Annotated in this window: 27 protein-coding genes; 10 read left to right on the top strand and 17 right to left on the bottom strand. The window is 44.0% G+C overall.

Going from position 1 to position 23887, the window contains the following annotated elements:
* Positions 1–293: 293 nt before the first annotated feature.
* Both PN836_RS02585 and PN836_RS02590 read left to right on the top strand, forming a co-directional pair.
* Positions 294–578 (top strand): putative quinol monooxygenase, encoded by a 285-nt coding sequence (locus PN836_RS02585; protein WP_395343131.1) that lies wholly within the window; start codon positions 294–296, stop codon positions 576–578.
* A gap of 8 nt (positions 579–586) precedes the next feature.
* Complete coding sequence (locus PN836_RS02590) at positions 587–1027, top strand: MarR family winged helix-turn-helix transcriptional regulator (RefSeq protein WP_395343133.1); 441 nt, start codon at positions 587–589, stop codon at positions 1025–1027.
* 74 nt (positions 1028–1101) lie between these two features.
* On the opposite strand, the gene PN836_RS02595 is transcribed toward PN836_RS02590, so the two are convergent.
* From PN836_RS02595 to fabA, 3 genes are read right to left on the bottom strand one after another with little or no spacing between them, the layout of a single operon-like run.
* Entirely contained in the window at positions 1102–1422 is a 321-nt protein-coding gene (locus tag PN836_RS02595) for a hypothetical protein (protein WP_395343134.1), read from the bottom strand.
* Between the two features lie 9 nt (positions 1423–1431).
* Positions 1432–2877 (bottom strand): YfcC family protein, encoded by a 1446-nt coding sequence (locus PN836_RS02600; RefSeq protein WP_395343137.1) that lies wholly within the window; start codon positions 2875–2877, stop codon positions 1432–1434.
* A gap of 9 nt (positions 2878–2886) precedes the next feature.
* Positions 2887–3405, bottom strand: a complete 519-nt coding sequence (gene fabA / locus PN836_RS02605; protein ID WP_395343140.1) for a bifunctional 3-hydroxydecanoyl-ACP dehydratase/trans-2-decenoyl-ACP isomerase — start codon at positions 3403–3405, stop codon at positions 2887–2889.
* A gap of 258 nt (positions 3406–3663) precedes the next feature.
* Between fabA and PN836_RS02610 the strand changes: the two genes are divergently transcribed.
* Positions 3664–4047, top strand: coding sequence for a hypothetical protein (locus tag PN836_RS02610; protein WP_395343142.1), 384 nt, complete (start codon positions 3664–3666; stop codon positions 4045–4047).
* Positions 4048–4167: 120 nt separating this feature from the next.
* On the opposite strand, the gene PN836_RS02615 is transcribed toward PN836_RS02610, so the two are convergent.
* On the bottom strand, positions 4168–5646 hold the full coding sequence (locus tag PN836_RS02615) for a cryptochrome/deoxyribodipyrimidine photo-lyase family protein (RefSeq protein ID WP_395343144.1): 1479 nt from the start codon (positions 5644–5646) through the stop codon (positions 4168–4170).
* Positions 5637–6926, bottom strand: a complete 1290-nt coding sequence (locus PN836_RS02620; protein WP_395343146.1) for a DASH family cryptochrome — start codon at positions 6924–6926, stop codon at positions 5637–5639. Before PN836_RS02620 ends, PN836_RS02615 begins: the two co-directional genes overlap by 10 nt.
* A 187-nt stretch (positions 6927–7113) precedes the next feature.
* Between PN836_RS02620 and PN836_RS02625 the strand changes: the two genes are divergently transcribed.
* The 3 genes from PN836_RS02625 to PN836_RS02635 are packed head-to-tail and all read left to right on the top strand — an operon-like array spanning position 7114 to position 10266.
* Positions 7114–8568 carry a cryptochrome/photolyase family protein gene (locus PN836_RS02625; RefSeq protein ID WP_395343147.1) on the top strand — a complete coding sequence of 485 codons (1455 nt, stop codon included), beginning with the start codon at positions 7114–7116 and terminating at the stop codon, positions 8566–8568.
* Positions 8569–8573: 5 nt separating this feature from the next.
* Positions 8574–10136 (top strand): cryptochrome/photolyase family protein, encoded by a 1563-nt coding sequence (locus PN836_RS02630; RefSeq protein WP_395343149.1) that lies wholly within the window; start codon positions 8574–8576, stop codon positions 10134–10136.
* The gene (locus tag PN836_RS02635) at positions 10123–10266 is read left to right on the top strand and encodes a DUF2256 domain-containing protein (RefSeq protein WP_395343152.1); all 144 of its coding nucleotides are present in this window, start codon (positions 10123–10125) and stop codon (positions 10264–10266) included. Before PN836_RS02630 ends, PN836_RS02635 begins: the two co-directional genes overlap by 14 nt.
* Here the strand turns inward: PN836_RS02635 and PN836_RS02640 are convergent.
* The 4 genes from PN836_RS02640 to PN836_RS02655 all read right to left on the bottom strand — a co-directional run bounded on the left by PN836_RS02640 (position 10263) and on the right by PN836_RS02655 (position 13203).
* On the bottom strand, positions 10263–11042 hold the full coding sequence (locus PN836_RS02640; protein WP_395343155.1) for a DUF3307 domain-containing protein: 780 nt from the start codon (positions 11040–11042) through the stop codon (positions 10263–10265). The two genes, PN836_RS02635 and PN836_RS02640, sit on opposite strands and share 4 nt — an antisense overlap.
* A complete protein-coding gene (locus PN836_RS02645; RefSeq protein ID WP_395343157.1) occupies positions 11039–11713 on the bottom strand; it encodes a hypothetical protein in 675 nt (224 codons plus the stop codon). Before PN836_RS02645 ends, PN836_RS02640 begins: the two co-directional genes overlap by 4 nt.
* 129 nt (positions 11714–11842) lie before the next feature.
* Positions 11843–12322: a nuclear transport factor 2 family protein gene (locus PN836_RS02650; RefSeq protein ID WP_395343159.1), complete on the bottom strand. Its 480-nt coding sequence runs from the start codon at positions 12320–12322 to the stop codon at positions 11843–11845.
* A gap of 14 nt (positions 12323–12336) precedes the next feature.
* Entirely contained in the window at positions 12337–13203 is an 867-nt protein-coding gene (locus tag PN836_RS02655) for a hypothetical protein (protein ID WP_395343161.1), read from the bottom strand.
* Positions 13204–13373: 170 nt separating this feature from the next.
* Here PN836_RS02655 and PN836_RS02660 point away from each other — a divergent pair, with 170 nt between their 5' ends.
* Both PN836_RS02660 and PN836_RS02665 read left to right on the top strand, forming a co-directional pair.
* Complete coding sequence (locus tag PN836_RS02660; RefSeq protein WP_395343163.1) at positions 13374–14759, top strand: SLC13 family permease; 1386 nt, start codon at positions 13374–13376, stop codon at positions 14757–14759.
* Between the two features lies 1 nt (position 14760).
* On the top strand, positions 14761–15204 hold the full coding sequence (locus tag PN836_RS02665; RefSeq protein ID WP_395343165.1) for a YaiI/YqxD family protein: 444 nt from the start codon (positions 14761–14763) through the stop codon (positions 15202–15204).
* A gap of 29 nt (positions 15205–15233) precedes the next feature.
* Here PN836_RS02665 and PN836_RS02670 read toward each other — a convergent pair whose 3' ends face one another.
* From PN836_RS02670 to PN836_RS02695, 6 genes are all read right to left on the bottom strand, one after another.
* On the bottom strand, positions 15234–16286 hold the full coding sequence (locus PN836_RS02670) for a hypothetical protein (protein WP_395343168.1): 1053 nt from the start codon (positions 16284–16286) through the stop codon (positions 15234–15236).
* A 15-nt stretch (positions 16287–16301) separates the two neighbouring features.
* On the bottom strand, positions 16302–17006 hold the full coding sequence (locus PN836_RS02675; protein WP_395343169.1) for a hypothetical protein: 705 nt from the start codon (positions 17004–17006) through the stop codon (positions 16302–16304).
* Positions 17007–17032: 26 nt separating this feature from the next.
* On the bottom strand, positions 17033–17779 hold the full coding sequence (gene istB, locus PN836_RS02680; protein WP_395338423.1) for an IS21-like element helper ATPase IstB: 747 nt from the start codon (positions 17777–17779) through the stop codon (positions 17033–17035).
* Between the two features lie 8 nt (positions 17780–17787).
* Complete coding sequence (istA, locus tag PN836_RS02685; RefSeq protein WP_395338422.1) at positions 17788–19323, bottom strand: IS21 family transposase; 1536 nt, start codon at positions 19321–19323, stop codon at positions 17788–17790.
* Positions 19324–19377: 54 nt separating this feature from the next.
* Positions 19378–19887: a hypothetical protein gene (locus PN836_RS02690; RefSeq protein WP_395343172.1), complete on the bottom strand. Its 510-nt coding sequence runs from the start codon at positions 19885–19887 to the stop codon at positions 19378–19380.
* 118 nt (positions 19888–20005) lie between these two features.
* Positions 20006–20887, bottom strand: coding sequence for an NAD(P)-dependent oxidoreductase (locus PN836_RS02695; RefSeq protein ID WP_395343175.1), 882 nt, complete (start codon positions 20885–20887; stop codon positions 20006–20008).
* Between the two features lie 207 nt (positions 20888–21094).
* On the opposite strand from PN836_RS02695, the gene PN836_RS02700 reads away from it, so the two are divergent.
* Complete coding sequence (locus PN836_RS02700; protein ID WP_395343178.1) at positions 21095–21499, top strand: response regulator; 405 nt, start codon at positions 21095–21097, stop codon at positions 21497–21499.
* 38 nt (positions 21500–21537) lie between these two features.
* Here the strand turns inward: PN836_RS02700 and PN836_RS02705 are convergent, their stop codons facing one another.
* Positions 21538–21996 carry an Lrp/AsnC family transcriptional regulator gene (locus tag PN836_RS02705; RefSeq protein WP_395343181.1) on the bottom strand — a complete coding sequence of 153 codons (459 nt, stop codon included), beginning with the start codon at positions 21994–21996 and terminating at the stop codon, positions 21538–21540.
* A gap of 122 nt (positions 21997–22118) precedes the next feature.
* Here PN836_RS02705 and megL point away from each other — a divergent pair, with 122 nt between their 5' ends.
* Positions 22119–23378, top strand: coding sequence for a methionine gamma-lyase (megL, locus tag PN836_RS02710; protein ID WP_395343184.1), 1260 nt, complete (start codon positions 22119–22121; stop codon positions 23376–23378).
* Between the two features lie 128 nt (positions 23379–23506).
* On the opposite strand, the gene PN836_RS02715 is transcribed toward megL, so the two are convergent.
* Positions 23507–23881, bottom strand: a complete 375-nt coding sequence (locus PN836_RS02715; RefSeq protein ID WP_395343186.1) for a hypothetical protein — start codon at positions 23879–23881, stop codon at positions 23507–23509.
* Between the last annotated feature and the right edge of the window lie 6 nt (positions 23882–23887).

Consider the following 23887-nt stretch of genomic DNA (forward strand, 5'->3'; position numbering starts at 1 on the left):
AAGGCTTAATTATTGAAGCGAGCATTGCCAATATGTACACATGAAAGTTATCACAAATGAATCGGCTCCTAATAAAGAAAGAATGTTTACATTTTGTCAGTTCTTCTTTTGGCCGCTAATAACAACGCTTGCAGCCGCAATTATTATATTTGCTTCCATAAAACATCGTCAAAAAAACGCAAGGAAAAGCCCCAGTAGCGAAGGTTTTTGTGTCAAGTTAATGCTGAATGAAATTGCAATGCTCATCCATATAGTTATCATGGTAACTATATGGATGAAAAAGAGGAAACTAAGTGTTTTGTATTTTCGCAACAATCACCCCAAAAAATGAATATTTCGACGAAGCAAAGGCTGCGATTCAATCAATTCTTGAAGAAACTAGAAATGAAGCAGGCTGTGTACAATTCGATATTCATACTAATCAAGAGTCCTCAGTTTTATATTTGTATGAACAGTGGGCCGACGAAGCCGCTCTTGACTATCATTATAAGCAAAGCTACACAACGCAAGTCTTTAAGTCTTATGAGCAATGGTTGGCAGCACCTGTTGACGTGAAGAGCTTTACTTTGCTGGATTAATCTGACTGATGTTTTTTTTAAAAGATCTGCCTACCAAGTGTATGGTAGAAAATTACGCTGAATTATATTGTCCAAGCGATTCTGCTGAGGTTATAAAGCAATTAAAAATGATGCGAGAGGCTAGTATTCTTGTCAGACAACTAGATTCCTACTTTGCAAGTCATGATATATCTCAACTAAAGTTTTTAATACTCATGGTTATTGATCGAGAGCTTGATCGAGACTGGCTATATGCGGTTGAAATTTCAGAACGATTGGACGTGTCGAAACCAGTCCTGAGTAGAGCAGTCAAAACTCTAACAGACAATGGTTTCTTGTTAACTAGCAAAGATTCAAAGGACGGGCGTGCAATTGTATTAACCCTTTCTGATAAGGGAAAAAGCGCGCTTGAAAGTTTGCTTCCAGACTACTTCAATATTTTAACTAAGCGCTCGCACAAGGGAGAGTAAAAGTGGTATTTAGTATACTTAACTCAATGTTGATGTCTTTGATTCTATGCCTTCTTTACCTATAGTAAATCCAATTAGGCCGCCCCACGTGGCAGCTGGGTTGTCTGAATCCCACCCCAATCATCGCGCGTGTAAAATGGACCCGTTTTAAGCGTTCCTATATCCCCGATTTTATCCATCTCAGTGACCAGGCCTGTCCAGTTGGCAATACTCTGACCGAGCCAAAAACCATAGAGTGCATCTTTGTAATCGGCCTCGGTGATAGTCACGCCTGTATTTTCATAGCTAGTGCGATCAGAGCTAAGCGTTGAGTCTGCACATGCAAATAGCGATGCAGCTACACAGCTTAAAACAAAGGTTTTTATTCTTTTATTTAGACAGCTGAGCATAGCCATGCACCGTGCTTATGAGGCTAATAATGTTGGGTTTACGTGCGTCGCCTCTAGCAGCGCTGCTTGAGGTTGCACATCTGCCCCGTAGTCAAATACGACGGCAAGCACTAACACAATTGCTGCTGCACCCATGAGCTTAAGAATGAGCGGAAAGCAGAATTTAAACCAAAGATGATATGGCACGCCAGCCATACCGATAATCCCCATCAGCACCGCATTGGTCGGGATAATCATATTTGAAAACCCATCTCCAAATTGATAGGCCAAGACGGCGATTTGACGATTTACGCCAATTAAGTCACCCACAGGTGCCATAAGTGGCATCGTGACATACGCCTGACCGCTACCAGAGGGAATAAACAAGTTAAGCAAGGTTTGCATAACAAACATACCAACGGCGGCTAATTCTGCGCCTAAATGAGATAGAGGCGTCGACATGCCGTGTACCAAAGTATGCAGTATCTGGCCATCTTCCATGATCAGTGCAATGCCGCGAGCAACGCCAATGAGCATGGCCGTCATGGCTAAGTCTTTTACGCCTTCAATAAACTGCTCGGCGGCAATATCTGCACTGAGCTTACCAACAATCGCGGTAACCACTCCCCAAATGATGAAAAGGGCGCCAAGTTCGTATAAATACCAGCCTTTTTGGGATATTCCCCATACTGCGACACAAATGGTGGCAACCAGTCCAAACAAGATGATTTTGTGGCGTGCATTTAAATCAGGATAAACACCTTCATTTTTCAATTGAGGGATTTTAATACCTGCTGTCATTGAGGCACTAGGATCGAGTTGAACACGCTTTGCATAAGCATAAACGTGATGAAAACCAATTAGAACGAAGGGTACAAATATCGCTAGGCGCAGTTCAATGCCAGAATACAGTGGTATGCCGGCAACTTGCTGAGCCACCATTACCGTGAACGGACTAAAGGCGGATACACCATAGCCAATGCCGTATCCCACCACGACCATACCAACGGCTGTCATTGCATCCAAATCCATAGCGCGGCACAGACCAACCAGAATTAACACAAAGGGGATGTATTCACCTGCAGTACCAATTGCGCCTGACGCCAGCGCAAAGGTAAATATCACCATGAAGATAAGCATGTAGGGTTTTTCGCCAAAGCGTTCGAGTAAGCTTCCGATTAGCGCATCAATGGTACCCGTTGCGCGAGCGACGGCTAGCACACCACCTACAATAAACACGAAGAAAATAACGTCTTGTGCCGCAGCAAGCGCGCGAGGGATCGCGACAAAAAAGTCCATTGGCGAAAGGCGGACTTGATCTTGTGACACCGCATAGGTGCCCGCAATCACTGCCTCGCGTCCGTTATCTAACACTTGAGTTTCATAAAACCCTTGGGGTACTACCCATGTCGCAATGTACGCGACGAGCATCATACTCAATAGTAATATTAGAGTATGCGGAACGCGAAAAACAGTTGCCATTACAATCCCTTAGAATGCAGATGTGTCTTGAAATAGACCTACCTTTAAGTCTTTGGCAGTATAAATAACTCTGCCGTCAACTGCCACCGTTCCATCTGCCATGCCCATAAAGAGTTTGCGCTTGATCACGCGTTTAAAGTCAATACGATACGTCACTTTTTTCGCGCTGGGTAAAATTTGACCGGTGAATTTCACTTCACCCACCCCTAAAGCACGTCCTTTACCTGGCCCGCCAGACCACCCAAGGAAAAAGCCAACGAGTTGCCACATTGCATCTAACCCAAGACAACCCGGCATCACAGGATCACCCGGAAAGTGGCATTCAAAAAACCAAAGTGACGGGTCAATATCGAGCTCGGCTTCCAAATAGCCCTTATCAAACTGGCCGCCTTCCTCAGTAATCATCGTAATACGATCCATCATCAACATATTAGGGGCGGGGAGTTGACTGTTACCGGGACCAAATAGCTCGCCAGTGCTGCATTTTAGAAGCTCTTCTCGGTTAAATTGATGTTGTTTGTCTGACATGTTTACTTCTTATTGTTGTTGGAATGTGGATAGCAGCGCAAATGATTAATGAGATTCTTCAAAAGAATCGTCACTAGGGCGCCTAATAAAAGATGCGTCAATTTAGCGTACAAGTGTACGCCAAACAACTCTGAACAGTCATTTTCTTCGTGAGCTTGCGATATCGAGTGCTTTATATAGCCATGCAATTTGAATTACACTAATAAATATCGAAAAATTGTGTGACAATTGTGGCTCATTCAATATAAGTGTAAAAACATGCGTAATAAAAAGCTTCAGGCAAATGCAGAAAAGCAAAAGCGCTACCGAGAGCGCCAAAAAGCCTTAGGTAAAAAAATGGTACGAGGGTATATCACACCTGAAGCCATGGAAAACTACAAAGAAATTGTTGAAAAGACCCATTGGACCGATTCCGACATTCTTTCAAACGCACTTCGCATCACGTACGCCGCCTATCGTAATGGTCAAATTCGGTTTTTGAATAAATGGCTACAAGAAGATGATAAGAAAAAGGCGCAGCGGCAGAATAAAGATTTAAAATCTCAATCTTTTGGTGAGGCTGATAAAGTACAAACCGACGATAAAGAGATTTTTAATCCTACCAGAGCCTTTTTGGATAGTTTGGATAATGATAAGACCTAGAATGGTTAAGGCATCGTCGACTTTAAATTTATCGAGTTTGTTGTTGATTCTTCACATCTACCGATAACCAAGTCGTAATTAAAGACTGATAGGGAGCATCTCGCTTATTGGCCTCGATTTTCATGACAATACCGAATGCTGATACAAAATCCGCTTAGCCTCACGCTTAACATCATCTCGCTCCCTAAACTTCCATAACTTTTCCCTTGCCGCTCGGGCTGCCGTCTCAATATCAACAATAGGTTCGTAATATTGATGCACTAAATCAAAGCCATAAATTTGTGCCTCAAGAGGAGGGACCTTCCAAGGACTATGGATTAGCTCTGGTGGTAAATCCTTAAGCTCTGGTACCCACTTTTTGATGAATATTCCGTCTGGGTCTTTATCAAGCGACTGCTTTACAGGGTTGTATAATCGGATGGTATTCGTGCCCGTCACGCCAGCTTGCATTTGAAATTGTGGATAGTGAATCCCGGGTTCAAAGTCTAAGAATTGTCTGCCTAGGTGGGTTACGCCTTCACGCCAATCAAGGTCTAGGTGATGACAAAGAAAACTCACTAGCATTGCACGCATTCGAAAGTTTAAATAGCCAGTGGCGATTACCGCGCGCATGGATGCGTCAATAATGGGAATTCCGGTCGTGCCTGTTTTCCATGCGTGAAGACGTTTTTGCGCAATATCACCTTTTTCATATTGGTAGTTTTTATAGGCTAAGTTCACCGGCCGCACTTCTTGCTCACACTCCGATTCAAACTTTTGTATGAAATGGCAATGCCAGCTAACGCGCGCTTGAAAGGCATTCACCGAACGACGCCAACCGTCTTTTTGCATATACCGCGTGGAGAATTGGTACACCTGACGAATACTGATGTTTCCCCAAGCAAGATAAGGAGACAGCCGAGAGCACGTTTTTCGAGCTTCGGAAGGTTTACCAATATTGCCAAAATAACCCTTGCCGCGTTTTTCGAAAAAATCATACATAACGTGCCATGCACGCTTTTCCCCACCTTTTTGAAAGGTATTTTCTTCCTGCAACCATGTATCAGGGAGGGTATCGCTTAACTCAATGAGAGCCAGTTCATCGATATTTACCCAACTTACCTCCTCAAGTGCAACATCGGCGGTTGCTCCATGCATACGTTCGTGCCAGTGTTGTCGCCATTTAAAACGATGGGCTAGGGGGCGACTAACTGCCCCATATGGGCTTTCGTGCCAGTCTATTGTGTTTGAATCACACCAAAGGCGTACTGCTTTATCTCGTTCAAAGGTATGGGCTAATCCTATCTCTTGATGGCTGAAGAGTTTACTCATGCCTCGCTCAGCAAGTGCGTTGAGTATGGTTATTGCGTCACCATGAAGCAGCAGTATTTGGGTTTGATATTTGGCCAGTTGTTCATTTAAGTCGAGAATAGACTGGTAAATAAACCGCCAGTGGCGCACGTCCATATGTGGATCGTTGAGCATAATGGGTTCAACGATATACAACAGGCACACTGGCTTTTGGTGCTCAACAGCGGCTAACAAAGCATCGTGATCACGTAATCTTAGGTCGCGTTTTAACCAAACAACTGAAAATGGCGCGTTAGCATCTATTGCCATGCTTGTATAAATCGCCTTTGTGGGTCATATGTTCCAGTTTGCTTTTGCAGGTTAAACTGACGGTGACCCCGTGGGTCGCTGCCAACACCTGCTAGATATTGCCAGTTTCCCCAATTGCTAGCTACATCAAAATCGACCAACTGCTGCTCAAAATAGGCGGCGCCATAGCGCCAGTCCAAATTCAATTCATGAACAAAGCAGCTCGCCACGAGCTGACGTCCGCGATTTGACATAAATCCGCTTGCGTTTAGCTGCTTCATGCATGCATCCACAATGTCGTGACCGGTTTCTCCAGCACACCATTTTTCAAACGTCTGGGCATCGAATACGGTGCTAGGTGGTTTTCCTTGAATGCCCTTTGATGCAAAAAACATTGCGCCATGCTTAATATGCTGCCAGTGAAAAAACTCACGCCAGAGCAACTCAAAAAATAGCCAGTAAGTAGAATCGTTCGCCACACGCTGAGCTTCGTATTCCTCTAAGCGGTGGTTAATAAAACGAGGAGATATACAACCGTGAGCGAGAAAAGCGGAAAAACGACTCGAAAAATTCCAACCGTCCAGCCCGTTTCTCGTTTCTTTGTAAGTGGCAATACCGTCATTGCCAAAAAAGTAATCGTCTAAGCGTGCTAAGGCGGCGCTTTCGCCTCCCAAATATTGTTGGTCTAAGTCTGCAGCATCATTAGCAAACTTATATTGATTCAAGGCTTGGTTTACCATAATGTCGCGACCAGATTCCTTGGCGCCAATATTTACAGGCGAGGGGGCTTGCACCTGAGCATACTTTTCTACTTTGCGGCGAAAGGGTGAAAATGTATCGGGCATATTTTCAAGCGCAAAAGGTAAGTCGCTTTCGTGATAGAGGTAGTTGCTTTTGCCTTCAATCCATTTGAGTTCAAGCTCATCTTGTTTGCAAGCGTCTTTCAAGGCGGTAATTTGATTTCGCTCATTAATACCTGCATGCAGCTCATATGACACTGTGCAAACTTTATTGTCTTGGATAACTTGATTAATTAAGTGTGTGGGCTCGCCTTCTAATACGACAAGCTGAATGTTGAGCGCGAATAGCTGCTTCTTAAGATCACTCAAGGCTGATTCAATAAACGCCCGTCGATGCTTGCCTAAATGGCAAAACCCCCACTGGTTCTCTGTTCGCCATTGTGGCTCGAACACATAGAGCGCGAATACTTGCTCACATTGTTTAGCAAGCGTTAACAAAGCCTCATTGTCTGTGAGACGTAAATCGTGCCTAAACCAATGTAAGCCTATTCTTTGACTCAACTTAACACTCCCTATTCAAACGCAATGCATATTCGTGTATTTGCTTACTCTCACACAAGAAAATTCGATCGCTTCATTCATAAGCTCAGTAGTAAGACAGGCATATAAAAACTAAGCAGGTGTAAGCATAGCTGTGCACACCCTTGTGCGAGCTCGCTTAACACTTCCAATAAACACGGGATTTTACATGACAAAAACCATTGTATGGTTTAGACAAGACTTGCGCATAAATGACAACCCAGCTTTATCTGCTGCCTGTGCAAACGGCGACGTCATTCCTGTATATATATTTGATGACACAGTACCGGAAAAAGCTCAGCTAGGAGGCGCATCGAGGTGGTGGCTTCATCACGCGTTAGTCGATTTGGCAGAGTCATTCGATAATCGTTTAATTGTGCGTTCTGGTAATTGTCTTGAGCAGCTTAAAGAATTAGTACAAGAATTCGATGCCACGCATATATTATGGCATCGAATGTACGAGCCATGGGCACGAACGCGAGATGCTGAAATCAAGTCTCATTTTAAGGATAGCGGTGTTGCTGCAAAAAGTATGAACGGCTCTTTGTTATGGGAGCCTTGGGAAGTGTTAAAAAAAGACGAAACGCCATATAAAGTATACACACCCTATTATCGCAAGGGCTGTTTATCTAAGAGTGACCCACGATATCCGCTCGAGCGTCCCGATTTAAGTGTCCTGTTGGGTGTCCCAAAAGATGCAAAATCGCAGATCGACAAGCTAGCGCTCCTGCCCACTATTGCATGGGACGAATCTATTGCTGCAACCTGGACAGTGAGCGAACGGGCCGCAGGGAGTAAACTTCAGTGGTTCATCAAAAACGCTATTACTGACTACAAAGACGAGCGTAATTTACCTGCCGTTCGCGGCACATCTCAGCTCTCTCCCTACCTTCACTTTGGTCAGATTTCACCCAATCAAGTTTGGTTTGCAATCAAAGATGCTTTTCATGGTAATACCTCAGGCGCTGGTGTGGATACCTATTTAAGCGAAATTGGCTGGCGAGAGTTTTCCTATTATTTGCTCTATCACTTCAATGATATGCAAAAGCGCAACTTCAATTCAAAGTTTGACAAGTTTCCATGGCGTGATGCACAAAAAGATCTTAAAGCTTGGCAGTTTGGCAATACGGGTGTACCCATTGTCGATGCGGGCATGCGAGAGCTTTACCAAACTGGCTATATGCACAATCGAGTCAGGATGATTGTTGGCTCATACTTAGTAAAAAATCTGTTGATAGATTGGCGTGAGGGTGAGCGTTGGTTTTGGGATTGTCTTCTTGATGCCGACACTGCCAGCAATTCAGCGGGTTGGCAGTGGGTAGCAGGCTCTGGCGCAGACGCATCACCCTATTTTAGAATATTTAATCCAGTGTTACAGGGAGAGAAGTTTGATAAAGAGGGCGAGTATGTCAAAACCTATTGCCCCGAGCTTAAAGACTTACCTAAAAAGTATATTCATCAGCCTTGGGAGGCACCTGCCGAGGTATTAGAAAAAGCGAAGCTTGTGCTTGGCGATGCTAATGATGAATCTGCTGGCTTTCAACAATATCCCAAACCATTGGTTGATTTAAAAGAATCGCGTAAACGTGCGCTTGATGCCTTTGACTCAATAAAGGGAGCTTAACGTAGATGTCTCATCAAGTATGTTTAATATTGGGCGACCAGTTGAGCCTTGAAACAAGTTCGCTAGGTCACATAGACAAGCAAAATGATGTTGTCTTGATGTGCGAATTGCGCGATGAAGCGACTTATGTAAAGCACCACAAAAAGAAAATCGCCTTTATTTTTTCTGCTATGCGTCATTTTGCACAAGCGCTGAAAAGTGAAGGTTATAGGGTTGTGTACACCCAATACACTGACAACGATAATCAAGGTAGCTTTGAGCAACAGCTAGCATCATATATTGAAGGCGCCAAAAACGACAAGCAGCGTGGAGAAGTGACAAAAGTACACGTTGCTCAGGCGGCTGAATATCGTTTATATGAACAAATGCAGTCGTGGCAGGATAAACTCGGCGTGTCGATTGAAATACACGAAGACAATCGTTTTTTAGCCTCACAGTCGTTTTTCTCTGAATGGGCAGAAGGGCGCAAACAGTTGCGCATGGAGTTTTTCTACCGAGAAATGCGCAAAGACTTTAACTACTTGATGGAGGGCGACAAGCCGGTTGGCGGAAAATGGAATTATGATAGTCAAAACCGCGCGAAAGCCCCTAAAGACTTAGAAGTACCTAAGCCCACCATGTTTGAAGTTGACACAATAACAAAGGATGTGATTGCACTAGTGCAATCTGAATTTTCTGATCATTTTGGCGATCTGAATGATTTTCACTATGGCGTTACACGAGCGCATGCAAAGACGGTTTTAGAAGAATTTATCGCGCATCGGCTTGAGAACTTTGGGCAATATCAAGACGCGATGATCGAGGGTGAACCATGGATGTATCACTCCCACGTGTCGTTTTATTTAAATACCGGTTTGCTAAGTGCACGAGAGTGCATGGACGCAGCGGAACAGGCTTATGTAGCAGGACAAGCGCCTCTAAACTCAGTAGAAGGCTTTATACGGCAAATTTTGGGCTGGCGTGAATACATTAGAGGTTTTTACTGGCACTTTATGCCGGACTATACACAAAAGAACTTTTTCGAAGCAAAGCGAAAGCTGCCCGACCTGTATTGGGGCGGCAAAACAAAAATGAACTGCCTGAAACAATGCGTGAAAGAAACCAAAGAAAATGCCTATGCACATCATATTCAGCGCCTAATGGTCTTAGGGAATTTTGCGCTTTTGGCGGGTCTGAACCCAGACGAAGTGAACGAATGGTATTTAATTGTCTACGCCGATGCCTATGAATGGGTAGAGCTTCCCAATGTGAGCGGCATGATTTTATTTACCGATGGAGGTAAATTGGCGAGTAAGCCTTATGCGGCAAGCGGTGCGTACATCAATAAAATGTCGAATTACTGTCAAAATTGCGAGTACAGTGTAAAGGAGAAAACGGGTCATCAGGCTTGTCCATTTAACTACTTGTACTGGGATTTCTTGATTCGTCACCAGGAAGTTTTGACTAAAAATCAGCGAATGGGCATGATTTATAGCACGCTTAGGAAAATGGATGAAACCAAGGTAAGGCATATGCAGGAAGATGCTAAAAGCTTCTTTGCAAAACTAGACAAAAATGAAGAAGTCTGACTTGCCAGAGAAGACTTGTCCTGTTTGCAAGCTTTCTTTTACATGGCGTAAAAAATGGGAACGTAACTGGGAAGAGGTAAAATACTGCTCAGAGCGCTGTCGGCGAAATAAATCAAAAGCGCAAGATTAGAGCGTGCCCGTCGCGTCAATCGCCCCAATCGCATAACGGGCTAACAGTCCAAGCAAAATCGCAAAGGTTACGCTAAACAATGTGCCAAGCATGATGTACTCGGTGAGCTTACGGTCTTGTTGCCTACGCATATCTCCAAAGCGGAACACACTTTTTGCTGCAAGTAAAAAACCCACACCAGCAAACTGCCCCAGCATCACAAAGATAATGACCAAATAGCGCTCTAAAATACCGATCCACTCGCCTGCATTAGTCAGCCCGCCTTTGTTTTGTTGTGCGGACTGTGCAGCGTTTTCTGAAGCGTGCATCTGCTCGGTGTAGCCACTTAAAATCAGTTGAATGATCAGTGATAGCGGTTTCCAGGCAAACAAGAAAATAGCCAACACAATTAGGTGGTGAATTTTGGTGAACTCACTTAACACCGCATGCCATTGGGCGACATCAGGCTGCGCAATATAGGCGCATACCAGCGCTAGAATTAAAACGTGCGCACTTTGGTCGATTAAAAATGACTGTAAATAGAAACCTTGATAGGTTTTCCAGATATCGATGGCGTAGTGAGTCAGCACAATGGTAAACAAGGCGCCAAAAAAGAGGGGTGATAAGCCTAAAAAAGGGAATAATACGATTGCGTTCAAGGCAAAGTGACTCAGTACATGTTTAAAAAGCCCAAGTGACTTTTCTTTGTGCTTAATTTTGCATTCAATCCAGATTTTTCGCTGAATGTAAAAATCTGCGACTAAATGCACCAGCAACAAAAGAAAAAATAGGGTCATTGACTTGCGTCCTTACAGTACTGCTCAAAAAACTCAATGCTTTGCTTAAACAAATCAGCACCACCACGCTTAAGGTGGGTTGCTACGTTTTGTCTTGTCATTTGCAGTCTATCGGCAATAAATTGCTGTTCTGGAAAGTTTTCATTTAAGTAATGATAAATAACCTGCGCCTGTTTTTGTGTCAGACCGGTTAGGTGATTATTCAAAAATGCGGTTATGAGCGAGACCGACTGTGCCATTGAATGATTAAAGGTGCTGGTATTGGATATGTTAGTACTCGTTTGAATATCTGCCAAAGTTATGGCTATTTGGCCTCTTGAGGTTTTGTCTAGCACACGTCCTGACTGGACAAAGACCTCTCCCATGCTTTGGGAAATAGGTTTATCAAGGGAAGTTTGATGTCCGAAACAAAGCGATTGGGTAAGCTTTACAGGGTTGTGCTCATCAAAAGATAATAACCTGAGCTTTATGAGTAAAGCCGCTTTGAGTCCCTCGTTAGGTTTCGTGTAGCAAACCTGAAATGCATCTCCTCGATACACCTCATGTTGTGCACTAAACAGCATGTCGTGTTCGTCTAACAGCGTTTTTAGCTCTGCAATAAGCTGAGCGTGTTGCCTTTGACTCATGTTTGTTGAGTGGACAATATCACTGGTTTGCACGGCTATAAACATAATTCAAGCTAGGCTTTTGATCGGAAAATTGTTGTAAAGATGTCATAATACACAATTAAATGCAACCAATTTAGTTTGCTTTAATATTAGTAAAACTAATTCGATTGCATATTGTGTGCTTTTCGCAATCTAATCGGAAGCAGTGCGAGTTGCTTGCCATTGTATCACTTTCCATTCTCCATCACGATATGCTAACGCCCCACTGTTCAAATAGCGCGTGATCTCGTCATTGCTGTTAGCCACTAGTGTAAACGTCAGTAAGGCCATTTTATCGAATACGCGTACTTCCAAGGCTTCGCTAGAATACGCCACCGTCGCTTCAGATTCTTGCTGCGAGCTAGCATTGAAACCACTCATAATGTGTCCTTTGCCAAAGCGTTCGCCATTTGAACTGGTGTATACCAGATCTTCAGCCCAAAACTGTTCATGCGTATCTTTGCTATCCACATTGTTTAAAAAATGGTTCACGAGATTGACAATTTCGTCATGCGCCTTTGTTTGAGTTACAGAACGTGATTCATGACTATGGCGTGCATTAGCGTTGATACTGAGCACGGCTAAGCACATAGCAAAGATGATAAATAGGTAGTTGCGCGATCTTTGTTTCATTAAAGATAATTTCCTTAGTGGTTGCTGCTAACCATTTCCATAAGAATGGCATGCGATTTAATAATCGTGTCACGCTCTGACGCTCGATTAAAGTCAAAATGCGCGTTTAGGTAATCATCACTGCGATAAATTTCGCTCATCGCGGCGTTTACTTCTTCTATATAGCGCTGTGTGGCTTCATGTTTAGTGCACATCATGTAACCGAAGGTTGCGCTTGGCACCCCCGCAACTGAGTAACTGCGATACCTAAGCTGCGGATTTACCTTACCAAGCGCGAATACTTCGCTAGGGAACATCAGTGCAAAGTCCCCGCGTCGTGACAAGAATAAAACAGATAGACGATTATGTGCCTCGTTACCAGACCAAGTAAGCGTTGATTGATTAGGCAGCGCGTCTATTTGCGGATCTAACACATTGCCGTATGAAAACTCTGGTAAAAGCAGAAAAGTCGAATCTGGCAGAGCATCAGCTAAGGCATTCAAAGAAATAAGTTCGCCATCTTCATTTAATATCTCTGAAGGTAGAGGAGGGAGGTCGCTTTGTTGATACAACTTATAATGGAGTAAAAAATAGATGGGTTTAGAAAAGAAATACCTCTGCTCGCGCTCTTTTGTTTTGAATCGATACAGAGTACAAAGTGGTTCTTCACCCAGTTCCAATAAGCGATTTTGGCGGTTGAGGGGAACGTAAGCTAAATTTTTAGGTAAACCAATGCGTTGATACAGCAGGTCGTATACAGATGAGATAGTGCCGACCCCGTTATTTGTGCTGACTTGCTCAATAAAGGCATGGCTGTCGGTCATGACTAACACTTCCTGCGCTCTTATCGATGTAGACACACAGAAAATACAAAGCGCTAAAAACGCAGACTTGACGCTCATTTATTGTGCTCTATCCATGTTATCAACCATCCATTGTAAAACTGAATGTATGGCCTATATATAGCTCGCTTAGTGCTTTTTGACAAACATAAAAATGTTTTGTGAAAGTGATTTGCAGTATATGATTGCTGAACTTAAATACCCAAAAGCGAGCAAATAACCTTTTCCATATGATGCAACGTTCATATTTTTTAGCGATTGGTCCAATATGTGCGCTGCTAACATATCTTGTTTGTAACTACGCTTTAGATTTTCCTCATGGCGCTGCGATTACCGCCGGTATTACGGTACTTACCGTCATATGGTGGGTGAGCGAAGCTTTGCCTATACCGGTAACTTCAATTGTACCGTTTGCTGCTTTACCATTATTTGGCATTCTCACTCACAGAGAAGTAAGCGCATCCCTCGGCTCTCACGTGATTTTGCTATTGATGGGCGCCTTTATGCTGTCTAAAACGCTCGAGCGGTCTGGTGTTCATCGGCGCCTCGCGCTTATGATGATCAACGCCATTGGTGCACACAGTCAAAAACAGCTGGTTTTCGGCTTTATGATAGCAACCGCAATCTTAAGCATGTGGATTTCAAATACTGCCACTATTTTAATAATGTTGCCGATAGCCTTGGCCATCCTAACGCAGGTCAAACATAAACCGCTTAAAATCGCATTGATTCTAGGTATTGCATATTCAGCAAGTGTTGGAGGCTTAGGCACGATTATCGGCACGCCTCCGAATGTGATTTTTGCCGGATTGTATGAGGAGCAATCGGGGCAAGAATTTAGTTTTCTAAAGTGGATGGCTATCGGGATACCTGTTGTCGTTGTCGCTATTCCGATTATGGCGCTGTGGTTGACTCGTCGTCTTTCAGGCCCGTTGGATGTGGATATGCCATCGGTTGGTGCGTGGCAAATTCAAGAGAAACGAACCCTGATAGTGTTCGGTCTGGCGGTCCTTGCGTGGGTCACGCGTAACGAGCCTTTTGGCGGGTGGAGCGCATTATTAGATATTCGCATGGCTGGAGACAGTACGGTTGCGCTTGCAGCCGTTATTCTGATGTTTATCGTCCCAAACGGTCGTGGCGAAAAGCTACTTGATTGGAAAACTGCTGTGGATATTCCATGGGGCATGCTGCTTTTGTTTGCTGGCGGCATTGCACTGGCAAAAGGATTTACCGCCTCAGGTTTGAGCGAAATAATTGGCGATGGATTGAGCGTCTTTACTGAATTTCCGCTATTGATAACAATATTACTGCTGTGTTTGACGGTGACCTACTTAACCGAAATTACCAGTAATATTGCCACCGCAACTTTGATATTACCTATTTTGTATGTAGTCGGCATAAACTATGGTATTGATCCGGCTATACTTATGATACCGGCAACTATGGCCGCAAGCTGCGCATTTATGCTTCCGGTTGCGACAGCTCCCAATGCCATTGCTTATGGTACTGGGGAAATTGACATCAAGGACATGGTTGTAGAGGGTGCTGTGTTAAGCCTTCTCATTTCGACAATGCTTGCGATGCTCGTTTTCGCGATTTTAAAGGTCATTATATGATATGAAAATTATCGTCGACGCAGACGCGTGCCCAGTAGTTATCAAAGAAATATTGTTTAAGGCAGCTCAGCGCACCCAAGTGCAGACCTTGTTGATTGCCAACCACGCGATAAGAGTGCCACCGTCACCCTACATATCAACCATGCAGGTTCCATCAGGCTTTGACGTTGCAGATCATGAAGTTGTGCAGCGCTGCGATGAAGACGATTTGGTGATTACCTCTGATATACCACTTGCTGCCGAAGTGATAGAGAAGGGCGGCAATGCCTTATCCCCCAGAGGTGAACTCTTCGATAAACAAACCATTAAGAGTCGCTTAAATACCCGTGACTTTATGGAAACCATGCGCGCTAGTGGTTTTCAAACGTCAGGGCCGCCGCCGTTGAATCAAAAAGACCGCAAAGCCTTTGCCGACCATTTAGACAAGCTACTAGCCAGACGTTGAACGTTCCTCGACTAATGGGTTTAGACTAATCAAAAAAACTGTGAAATTAGGGACTCAATGATGGAACCAATTGCCCATGACAATGGAATGGTGCTGGCAACTGCAATCCCTTTAATACCTTGAGGCAAGTCAATTGGCCATGATGATACGCTATTGATCTCGTGTTTTAAGTTAATGAGTGAACTTAGTTGGCTTAGGCGTTCAGGATTATCTGTTAAACGTCGCTTTTTGTCCTGTCGCTCAGCAAATGCGACAAAAATAGCTTTGTTGATACGCTCAATAGACTGAGACTTCTGAGTTGCAATGAAGTTATGTACTTTCATCACTGGCCTCAGTAAAAATAAGCTTAAGGCAACAAACACAAATAAAGTTATGACTTTGTCTATATTAGGTATTTCCTTGCCCATCCAAAAGAGAGGGAACAGTGCAATAAAAAATGCTGTTATCACCACGTTGGAAATAACCAAGTCTGAAATTGGCTGAAGTTTTTTGCTACCAAACATGCCAATCTTTTCTTTTTCAAGGAAATGCTTGATAACAAAGCGAGTAATAAATATTAGTTGCAAGACTAAAAGAACACTAAAACTCCAAAACGGAACCGCACTTACGTTTAAAAATACGATAATACTTGGTGACTCAGACAACGCATCTGTTACCAACAATCCTTCCGCGTAAAGATAAGTGAGTGTAACTCCAAGGCCAAATACAAATGAAATCTTTAAATTTAACCATGTCTTTCTTGCAATTGTATAGATGACCCATTTTTGGGTTTTCGCAACATGATTATGGTTTAGAAACGAAAAAAGGCATGTGCGTGCTCTGGTAAAGAGGTAGTAGTTGCAAATGATTGCGTAAACTGTGACTAGAGGCATGCCAATGGCCGCATTTCTCTCTCGTATAAAATCGCGACTTATCGAGTCCCCAACTTTTGAAGCGATGTAAGCATCTTGGCTAAATGCGCCGAGATAAATAGCTGCGACAATCATTGATACAAAGTATCCAATCGCTAGGCAGATGACGACTTGTAAATTTGTGTACCTTAAAAACGCCTTTCTTGGCGCTAAGTGACTAAGGGCTAACATATTAAAACCCTCATACTAGATAGGCACGGCGACTTTAAGGAGCTGGCTGACCAGTGCAGCACCAACCCATGAGACTAAAGGTATTAGCATCAATAGACTCAGCTTAAAGGAAAATGGCAGGTCGATGGCAGTGATTCCCGTATTGCCAATCTCTTTCCTTACCAAAAGTAGATCGGAAATAAACTTCACACGCGAATCATCGTCAACCAGCCGTCTGTTATTACTAAGCGCGCTTGTTGTGCTCATTTGTTCGCTTAAGGAGTGATTTAGTCTTTCTAGCATTTGTTCTTTGCGTATTAACAAGGTTTGTCGAGTCACGATGACTGGATAACAAAGCAAAGCAAGGGTAAGGCAAGAAAACACAAACATAAGAACCAACTCGATAAATGGAAGGTCGTATACAAGGGCGTTTAAGGGGTATACCGCAATGATTGATATTGCGACGAAAAAATTGGTGAAAATTATTTCACTTAGGGGTTTAAGTAATTCAATTTCGAATAGTCTTACCCGCAGATAGCGCTTAATGTGCTTAGTCAGTATTTGAAATAGCAATATCATGGTGAAAAGAATGTACAAAATACTTGTCCATATTGGGATTGCCTGAGCAAACAGCAGATACCTATACGTTCCCAAGGACTCATGAAGAATTGTTCGCTCCATCGTAAAATGCGTATTTCGGTAAAAACAGTCAGTCATTTCGGTTCTATCCGATCGCTTCATAACCTTCTTTTCTCCCAGCCTTCTTTTTACCCTAAGTGATCGGATTGGTCTAGTTTTCTCATTGACTCCCCAGCGAGTTCGATGCGATGACTGTTATGCAGTAATCGGTCAAGTAGTGCGTCAGCAACGGTCGGGTTTGCTATGAGCTTATACCAGTCTGTCGCCGGTATTTGGCTAGCAATAATAGTGCTGGCGTTTTGATAACGGTCCTCCATGACATCAAGCAAGTCGTTGGCTTGTCGAGCATTTAGCTTTTCCATGCCCCAGTCATCGAGTATTAGCAGCTTTTTCTTGGCAAGTTGCGCCAGTTGTTGACGGTAACTACCATCGGCATGGCCGATGTTAAGCTCATCGAGTAACTGACCTAGTCGGTAATATTTAACGCTGTGATGCTGCTCGCATGCTTGTTGTCCAAGCGCACAGACTAAATAGGTTTTACCGCAACCGGTTGCCCCTGTGATAATGACGTTGTGCGAGTAATGCAGGTATTGCCCGCTGAGTAAGGTCGCTATTTTTTCCTTGCGCAGTCCTCGTGCTGCTCGGTAGTCTAGATGACTGGCGTGCGCATCTAAGCGCATTTTTGCCTGACGTATTAAGCGTTTGATTTTAGTATTTTGACGGCAGAGTATTTCGTGCTGTGCCAGTAAGCCAAGGCGCTCTTCGAAGCTCATATCCTCATATGTCGCCACTTGTGATTGTTGCAGCTCAAGCGCTTGGCTAAAGTGCCCAAGTCGCAGTGAGCGCAGTTGCTCTTGCAGTGCTTGTTGGTTCATGATGTTTCCTATTGATAGTAATGTTGTCCACGGATATTGTGGTGTGTGACAGGTGTGTCATCTTGCTCGGGTGCTTGATGTGCCGCTTCTTTGCGATGATTGAGTAGATTTACCACCACCGTGCGATGTGGCCGCTCAAGCAGTAAGGCTTTTTGGCAGGCGGCCTCTACGCGGGCATTGCCGTATTGCTTAGTGAGATGCAGTATGGCTAAACAGCTTTTAATCGCTTGCTCAGGGTGTTTACGGCTTTGGATATGCCACTCAACCACGCCACGAGCACCCGCGCCAATATTTTCAGCCCAACTTAATAGGCGCTCTGGACCGAAGCGCTGCTTCACATGGCTATGTGGCATATGCTCTTTAATGGTCGTAAATCCGCCGTCTTTAAACGTGCGAGCATGTTGCGCGACGAGCTGGTTGTGATGATAAATACACACGATATTGGCACTGACTTCTAGCGTGACAGTGTCGCCGACTAAACCATTAGGTACAGAGTACGCATGCTTTTCATACAGCACATGGTAGTCAGGGCCGACCTTGGCGCGTTTACTGTCGATGTATTCATAAGGGCATGCGGGTAAACTGCCCAGCGCGGGCTTATCTAGCAACTCGAACTGCTGTTTGCGTGAGCCAGGATACATGCGTTGTTGACGGTTATTTAAGTCCTCCATTAGGGTTTTGATTTTAACGTTCAAGTCTGACAAGGTGTAAAACACATAATGACGCAAGCGCATTAATACCCAACGCTCAACAATCAGCACGGCATTTTCAGCTTTGGCTTTATCTTTGGGTTTATAAGGTCTAGCGGGCATGATGGCCGTGCCATAATGCCTTGCCATTTTAGCGTAATTTTCATTCAGCGTAGGCGCGTAAGGATGAGCTTTAATCACCGCTGACTTGAGGTTGTCTGGCACCAACAGGCGCGGCACGCCGCCCATATAATTGAACGCACGCACGTGCGCCATTATCCAATCTTCTTGCTTTTGTGAGCGGCCCGCTTCGACATAGGTGTAATTGGTCGCACCTAGCGTCGCAACGAATATCTGCGCGTGATATCTGATTTCCCCCGTATCAGGGCTAACAATGGGAACTGTTGGGCCGCAGTAGTCAATAAATAACTTATCGCCGGCAATATGATGCTGGCGCATGCTGCGTTTTTGCTTTTTAAGCCACGACTGATAGTGCTCGCAGAATTGAGTGTATCCGTAAGCGGTGGCGCTATCTTCTTTACAATATTCTTGCCATAGCAGCAGCTTGGTCATATGCCGATGCTTTAGCTCAATTTTCATTTTCAGGAAGTCAGGTAGGCGTTTCTTGCGTTTAGCCGTCGCAGCAGTATAGAGATTGCCTTCAAGTTGCTGATCGCTTAGGCCCTCTGGTAGTGGCCATGTTAAATCACTCGATTTAAATCGCGTGAGGACTTCACTCACGGTAGCGGGGCCAAGGCTCAGGCATTTGCCAATATCGCGATTGCTCAATCCTACCTCAAACTTCAAGCGCAGGACGTCTTTTACTTTTCTCATTTCAGTTCTCTTTCTAGGCATGGCTGCGTATTTCCTTAACACTGACGTTAAGGCATAGCTTACCAATTGATTTAACTAGAAAAAGAAGGTTGTTTCGGCATTCCGATCACTGATTTCGGAAAAGTGCTCAATTTGATCGAATAACACCGAAATCGGTGATCGTTTCAAATCGAAATCAATGATCGGATTGAAACGAAATGATGGATCGATTTCGACCGAAACATGCATAAAATAAACCGCGACAATGATCATTGCTAAGATTGCCAACCATACCATTCGTTTTTTGATGTGATGTTCGACAATGCTTTTGATCTGTGAGCTTAATTCGGCCGGTGTTTTTCTGCGTCTATAGCTCATAAGTTTCGCTATCTGGTAAGAATTACGGCGAAGAACAATGTGCTGGCCAAAAATACACAAAGAGACAATAACTGGAAGAGTGATTGCGGCTCCAGCGTCTCTTGCGTGATAAGAGTCTTGTGGATGTTCAAAGGAAATAAAACCCAGTAAAGCGTAAAAGATCCAGCAAATTAGGATATAAATACCTGCATATATTGCGATTTTTAAGTCTGCTCGCTGGAAATTCATACGGCTAAAGGTCAATAATTCAACAGATAATAAAAGATGAAGCCTTTCTACATTAATTGCAAATAAAAATAAGTCAGGGTTTAGCTCGCACTCTCGTCGCTGATAAAGAAGCGATGCTCTACTTTTTGTCGTTGAGTAAGCTAATTAGGCTAGAAGTATCAAAACGCCCGCCGCCATTTTTTTGCACCTGCGCGTATAGTTGATCCACCAGCGCGGTTACAGGAAGGGTGCTGTTATTCTTTTTCGCTTCGTCCAATACAATACTCAAGTCCTTGCGCATCCAGTCAACAGCAAAACCAAAATCAAATTCGTTATTAACCATCGTGTGTGCTCGATTATCCATCTGCCACGACTGAGCAGCACCTTTGCTGATAACATCGACCACTTGCTGCGTATCTAAGCCTGCTTGCATTGCAAAATGCAGGGCCTCAGACAAGCCTTGCACCAAACCTGCAATACAGATTTGATTAACCATTTTGGTTTGTTGGCCGCTCCCAACACCGCCCATTAAAGCGTGCTTTTGCGCATAACAGTCAAGTAATGGCGCTATGCGTTTATAGCTTATCTGATCACCACCAAGCATTACGGTAAGACGACCGTTTTCCGCGCCTGCTTGTCCTCCGGACACGGGAGCATCCAAAAAGGGAATTTGCTGAGAATTGCATTTCGCCGCCAGCTCATTTGCCAACACCGCCGAGGTAGTGGTGTGGTCTACCAAGACTGCACCACCGCGCATACTCGCGAGTACACCATCGTCGCCGTAAACTACACTTCGCACATCATCGTCGTTTCCAACACACATAAATACCGCGTCCGCACCCTCGCAAGCTTCGCGGGGAGTCTTCGCATGCTCGCCACCAGGATGGGATTTACACCAATCAACGGCTTTTTCTTGAGTGCGATTGTAGACAGTAACAAAATACCCAGCACGGTAAAGATGACCAGCCATCGGAAAGCCCATCGCACCAAGGCCGATAAAGCTGAGTTGCATGTTTTTCATAGGGCGCCCTTAAAATAACATCGAGTTGTTTCAGTTAAAACGTCAGTGCTTCCTATTGTGAACTCTGTAGCAATTTATTCAAATGCTTATCGACATTTAGTTATACATGGCAAATGCAGAGCATCATTAAATATGCGATATTTTAGTTTAAGGAAGCGCATTTCTTTCCGATACATTATTAAGCATGACAATAACCACACAATAATAATGCAAGCAGAATTAGCTAAAAAGTTAAGCACCCTAAACATACTCATTGTTGACGATATGGCTGCAATTCGAGGCCTCACTAAAACACTGCTTGAGTCTATGGGTGCGACGAAGGTAGACGATGCCATTGACGGTGCTGATGCTTGGAAAAAGCTGAATCAAAGATCATACGACATTATTATTTCTGACTGGGACATGCCTAAATGCAGTGGTATTCAATTATTGGAAAAAGTCAGAGATAGTATCGATTATCAACGTACACCATTTTTGTTACTCACCGCCTCGAATGAGAAAAGCCGAGTAATATCAGCCGTAAAAATGGGTGTGAGTGACTATTTAAGCAAACCTTTCCAACCACACGAGCTTGAGCAGAGGGTTGCTCGAATGCTAGAAAAGATGGGGTAGTGAAGCTTCACGCAAACTAAACTAACGAGTGTTTAGGATTACAGTGTATTAGGCAGTGCATTTGCGTGTTTTACCACGCCATAGGCGAAGCTAGTGTCAATTGATGCAATGTTGTCCATCCGCTGCAGTGTATTGCGAACAAAATGCTCGTAGTCGTGCAAATCTTTCACCACCACTTTTAAAAGATAATCTGCTCGACCGGTCATCACAAAGCATTCAAGCACGTTGCGCGCTGCACTAACCTCTTGTTCAAATTTTTTTACCACTTCCGCGCTATGTCTTACTAGCTCAACTCTCACAAAAACAGTGATAGGAAGGCCGTATTTTTCATTATCAACAAGCGCAGTGTATCCTCTGATGATGCCGCGTTCCTCTAATTGTTTAACGCGCCTTAAACATGGGCTCGGAGAAAGGTTCACCTTGCTTGCTAATTCTTGGTTGCTAATGCGTCCATCAAGCTGAAGCTCATACAAAATTGCTTGATCAGTCTTATCCATAAAGCCCTCTTTTTAAGCAATTATCTTCTAATATAGTCTATAAATACGCAATTAATTAGTTAAATATTGCCCTGCGCCAGTAGTAAAGTAAAGTCATTCGATAAAAGCTTTGGATAATCGCAATGTCATTATCACTTTCAAAAACGCCTCACTCTCTTATCGAGCATACCAGCACCAACAACAATGTGGGGTTAGCGACAAAGGCAATTCATGCGGCGTATGACGCGAGCAATGAACACGGCGCACTCAATCCCCCATTACATATGAGCTCAACCTTTACTTTTGAAAATGTGCAAGCAGGTGGTGATATGTTTGCCGGGGAAAAAGAGGGGCACTTTTACAGTCGAATTTCCAATCCTACCTTACAAATTCTAGAAGAACGTATGGCCATTTTGGAAAGTTCAGAGGCTGCACTTGCAACCGCCTCCGGTATTGCAGCCATTACCTCGGCTTGCTGGACCTTGCTAAAGGCTGGCGATGAAATTATTGCGGACAAAACCCTATATGGTTGTACCTATTCCTTCTTTGAGCATGCTTTACAAAAGTTTGGTGTGGGGATTAAGTATGTTGATTTAACTGACCTCGATGCATTAGAGGAATGCATAACAGCAAGCACTACAATCATTTATTTCGAAACGCCCAGCAACCCCAACATGCGGCTCGTTGATATAAAAAGCATATGCAGCATTGCTAAGAAAAAGGCAATAACTACGATTGTTGATAACACCTACGGAACGCCTTTAATTACTCGTCCCGTTGAACTTGGCGCAGATTTGGTTATTCACTCAGCCACTAAATACCTCGGTGGCCATGGCGATTTGATTGGCGGTTTGGTTTGTGGCGCAAAAACGTTAATTGATAGGATCAGACTCGAGGGTCTTAAAGACATGACCGGCGCGTGCATGTCTCCTTTTACAGCAATGCTTATTATGCGGGGGCTCAAAACACTAGAGCTTCGCATGCAGCGACATAGTGAGAATGCACTCAAAGTGGCGAGCTTTTTGGCGCAACATGATTTAGTGGAACGAGTTGACTACCCCGGGCTTAAAACACACCCACAATACTCACTGGCTTGCCAGCAAATGGCGTTATTTGGAGGAATGATTGCATTTGAACTCAATGCGAGCGCAAACGAAAGTGAGTTATTTATGAATTCACTTCAACTCATTCAGCGAGCGGTGTCCCTTGGGGATGCCGAGTCTCTCATTCAGCATCCAGCAAGCATGACACATTCAGTCTATACGCCTGAACAGCGCGAGGCGCATGGGATAAGCGATTCACTTATTCGACTGTCCGTAGGTTTAGAATGCATAGAAGATATTTTAAGTGATTTAGCTCAGGCCTTCGAGCAGCTAAACCGGCCTAAACTTTCTTCCGCTTAGTAAACATCGACAGCGGTATTTATTCAAATCAGGGATAAACATCATAAAGCCAGCAATTAGGTATTAGAGCTTTGAAAACAAAGAAGGGTTGCACATTGGCAACCCTTCTTTGTTTGCTGCGCGCTACATTAGCACTCAGACGGATCCCCGCCAGTCTGCTCTTTTAGCTTAATACAGGCTTCTTTCGCTTTTTCAGCGGCGGCTTTTTGAGCATCGTCTAGCTCTGCTTCGCCATCTTCCAGAAGCTCTGCCGCTTTATCCTTGCCTTCTTCTAGCATTTCGCTCGCGGCTTCTTTGCCATCTTCAAGCATTGCACTTGCATCATCCATCGCATCAGATGCAGCGTCTTCTACATCATCATATGCTTCAGCGGTGGCCGCTTGTGTCTGCTCTACGGCAGATTCTACATCTTCTTCAGACTCATCAGGTGCTTCGCTGCAACCTGCTAAAGCCAATAATCCAACCAAAACTGCTAGCGCTAATTTATTTTTAAGTATCGTCATGATTTC

Origin of the sequence: Ningiella algicola (genome assembly GCF_028401415.2) — a bacterium.
Taxonomy (GTDB): domain Bacteria; phylum Pseudomonadota; class Gammaproteobacteria; order Enterobacterales; family Alteromonadaceae; genus Glaciecola.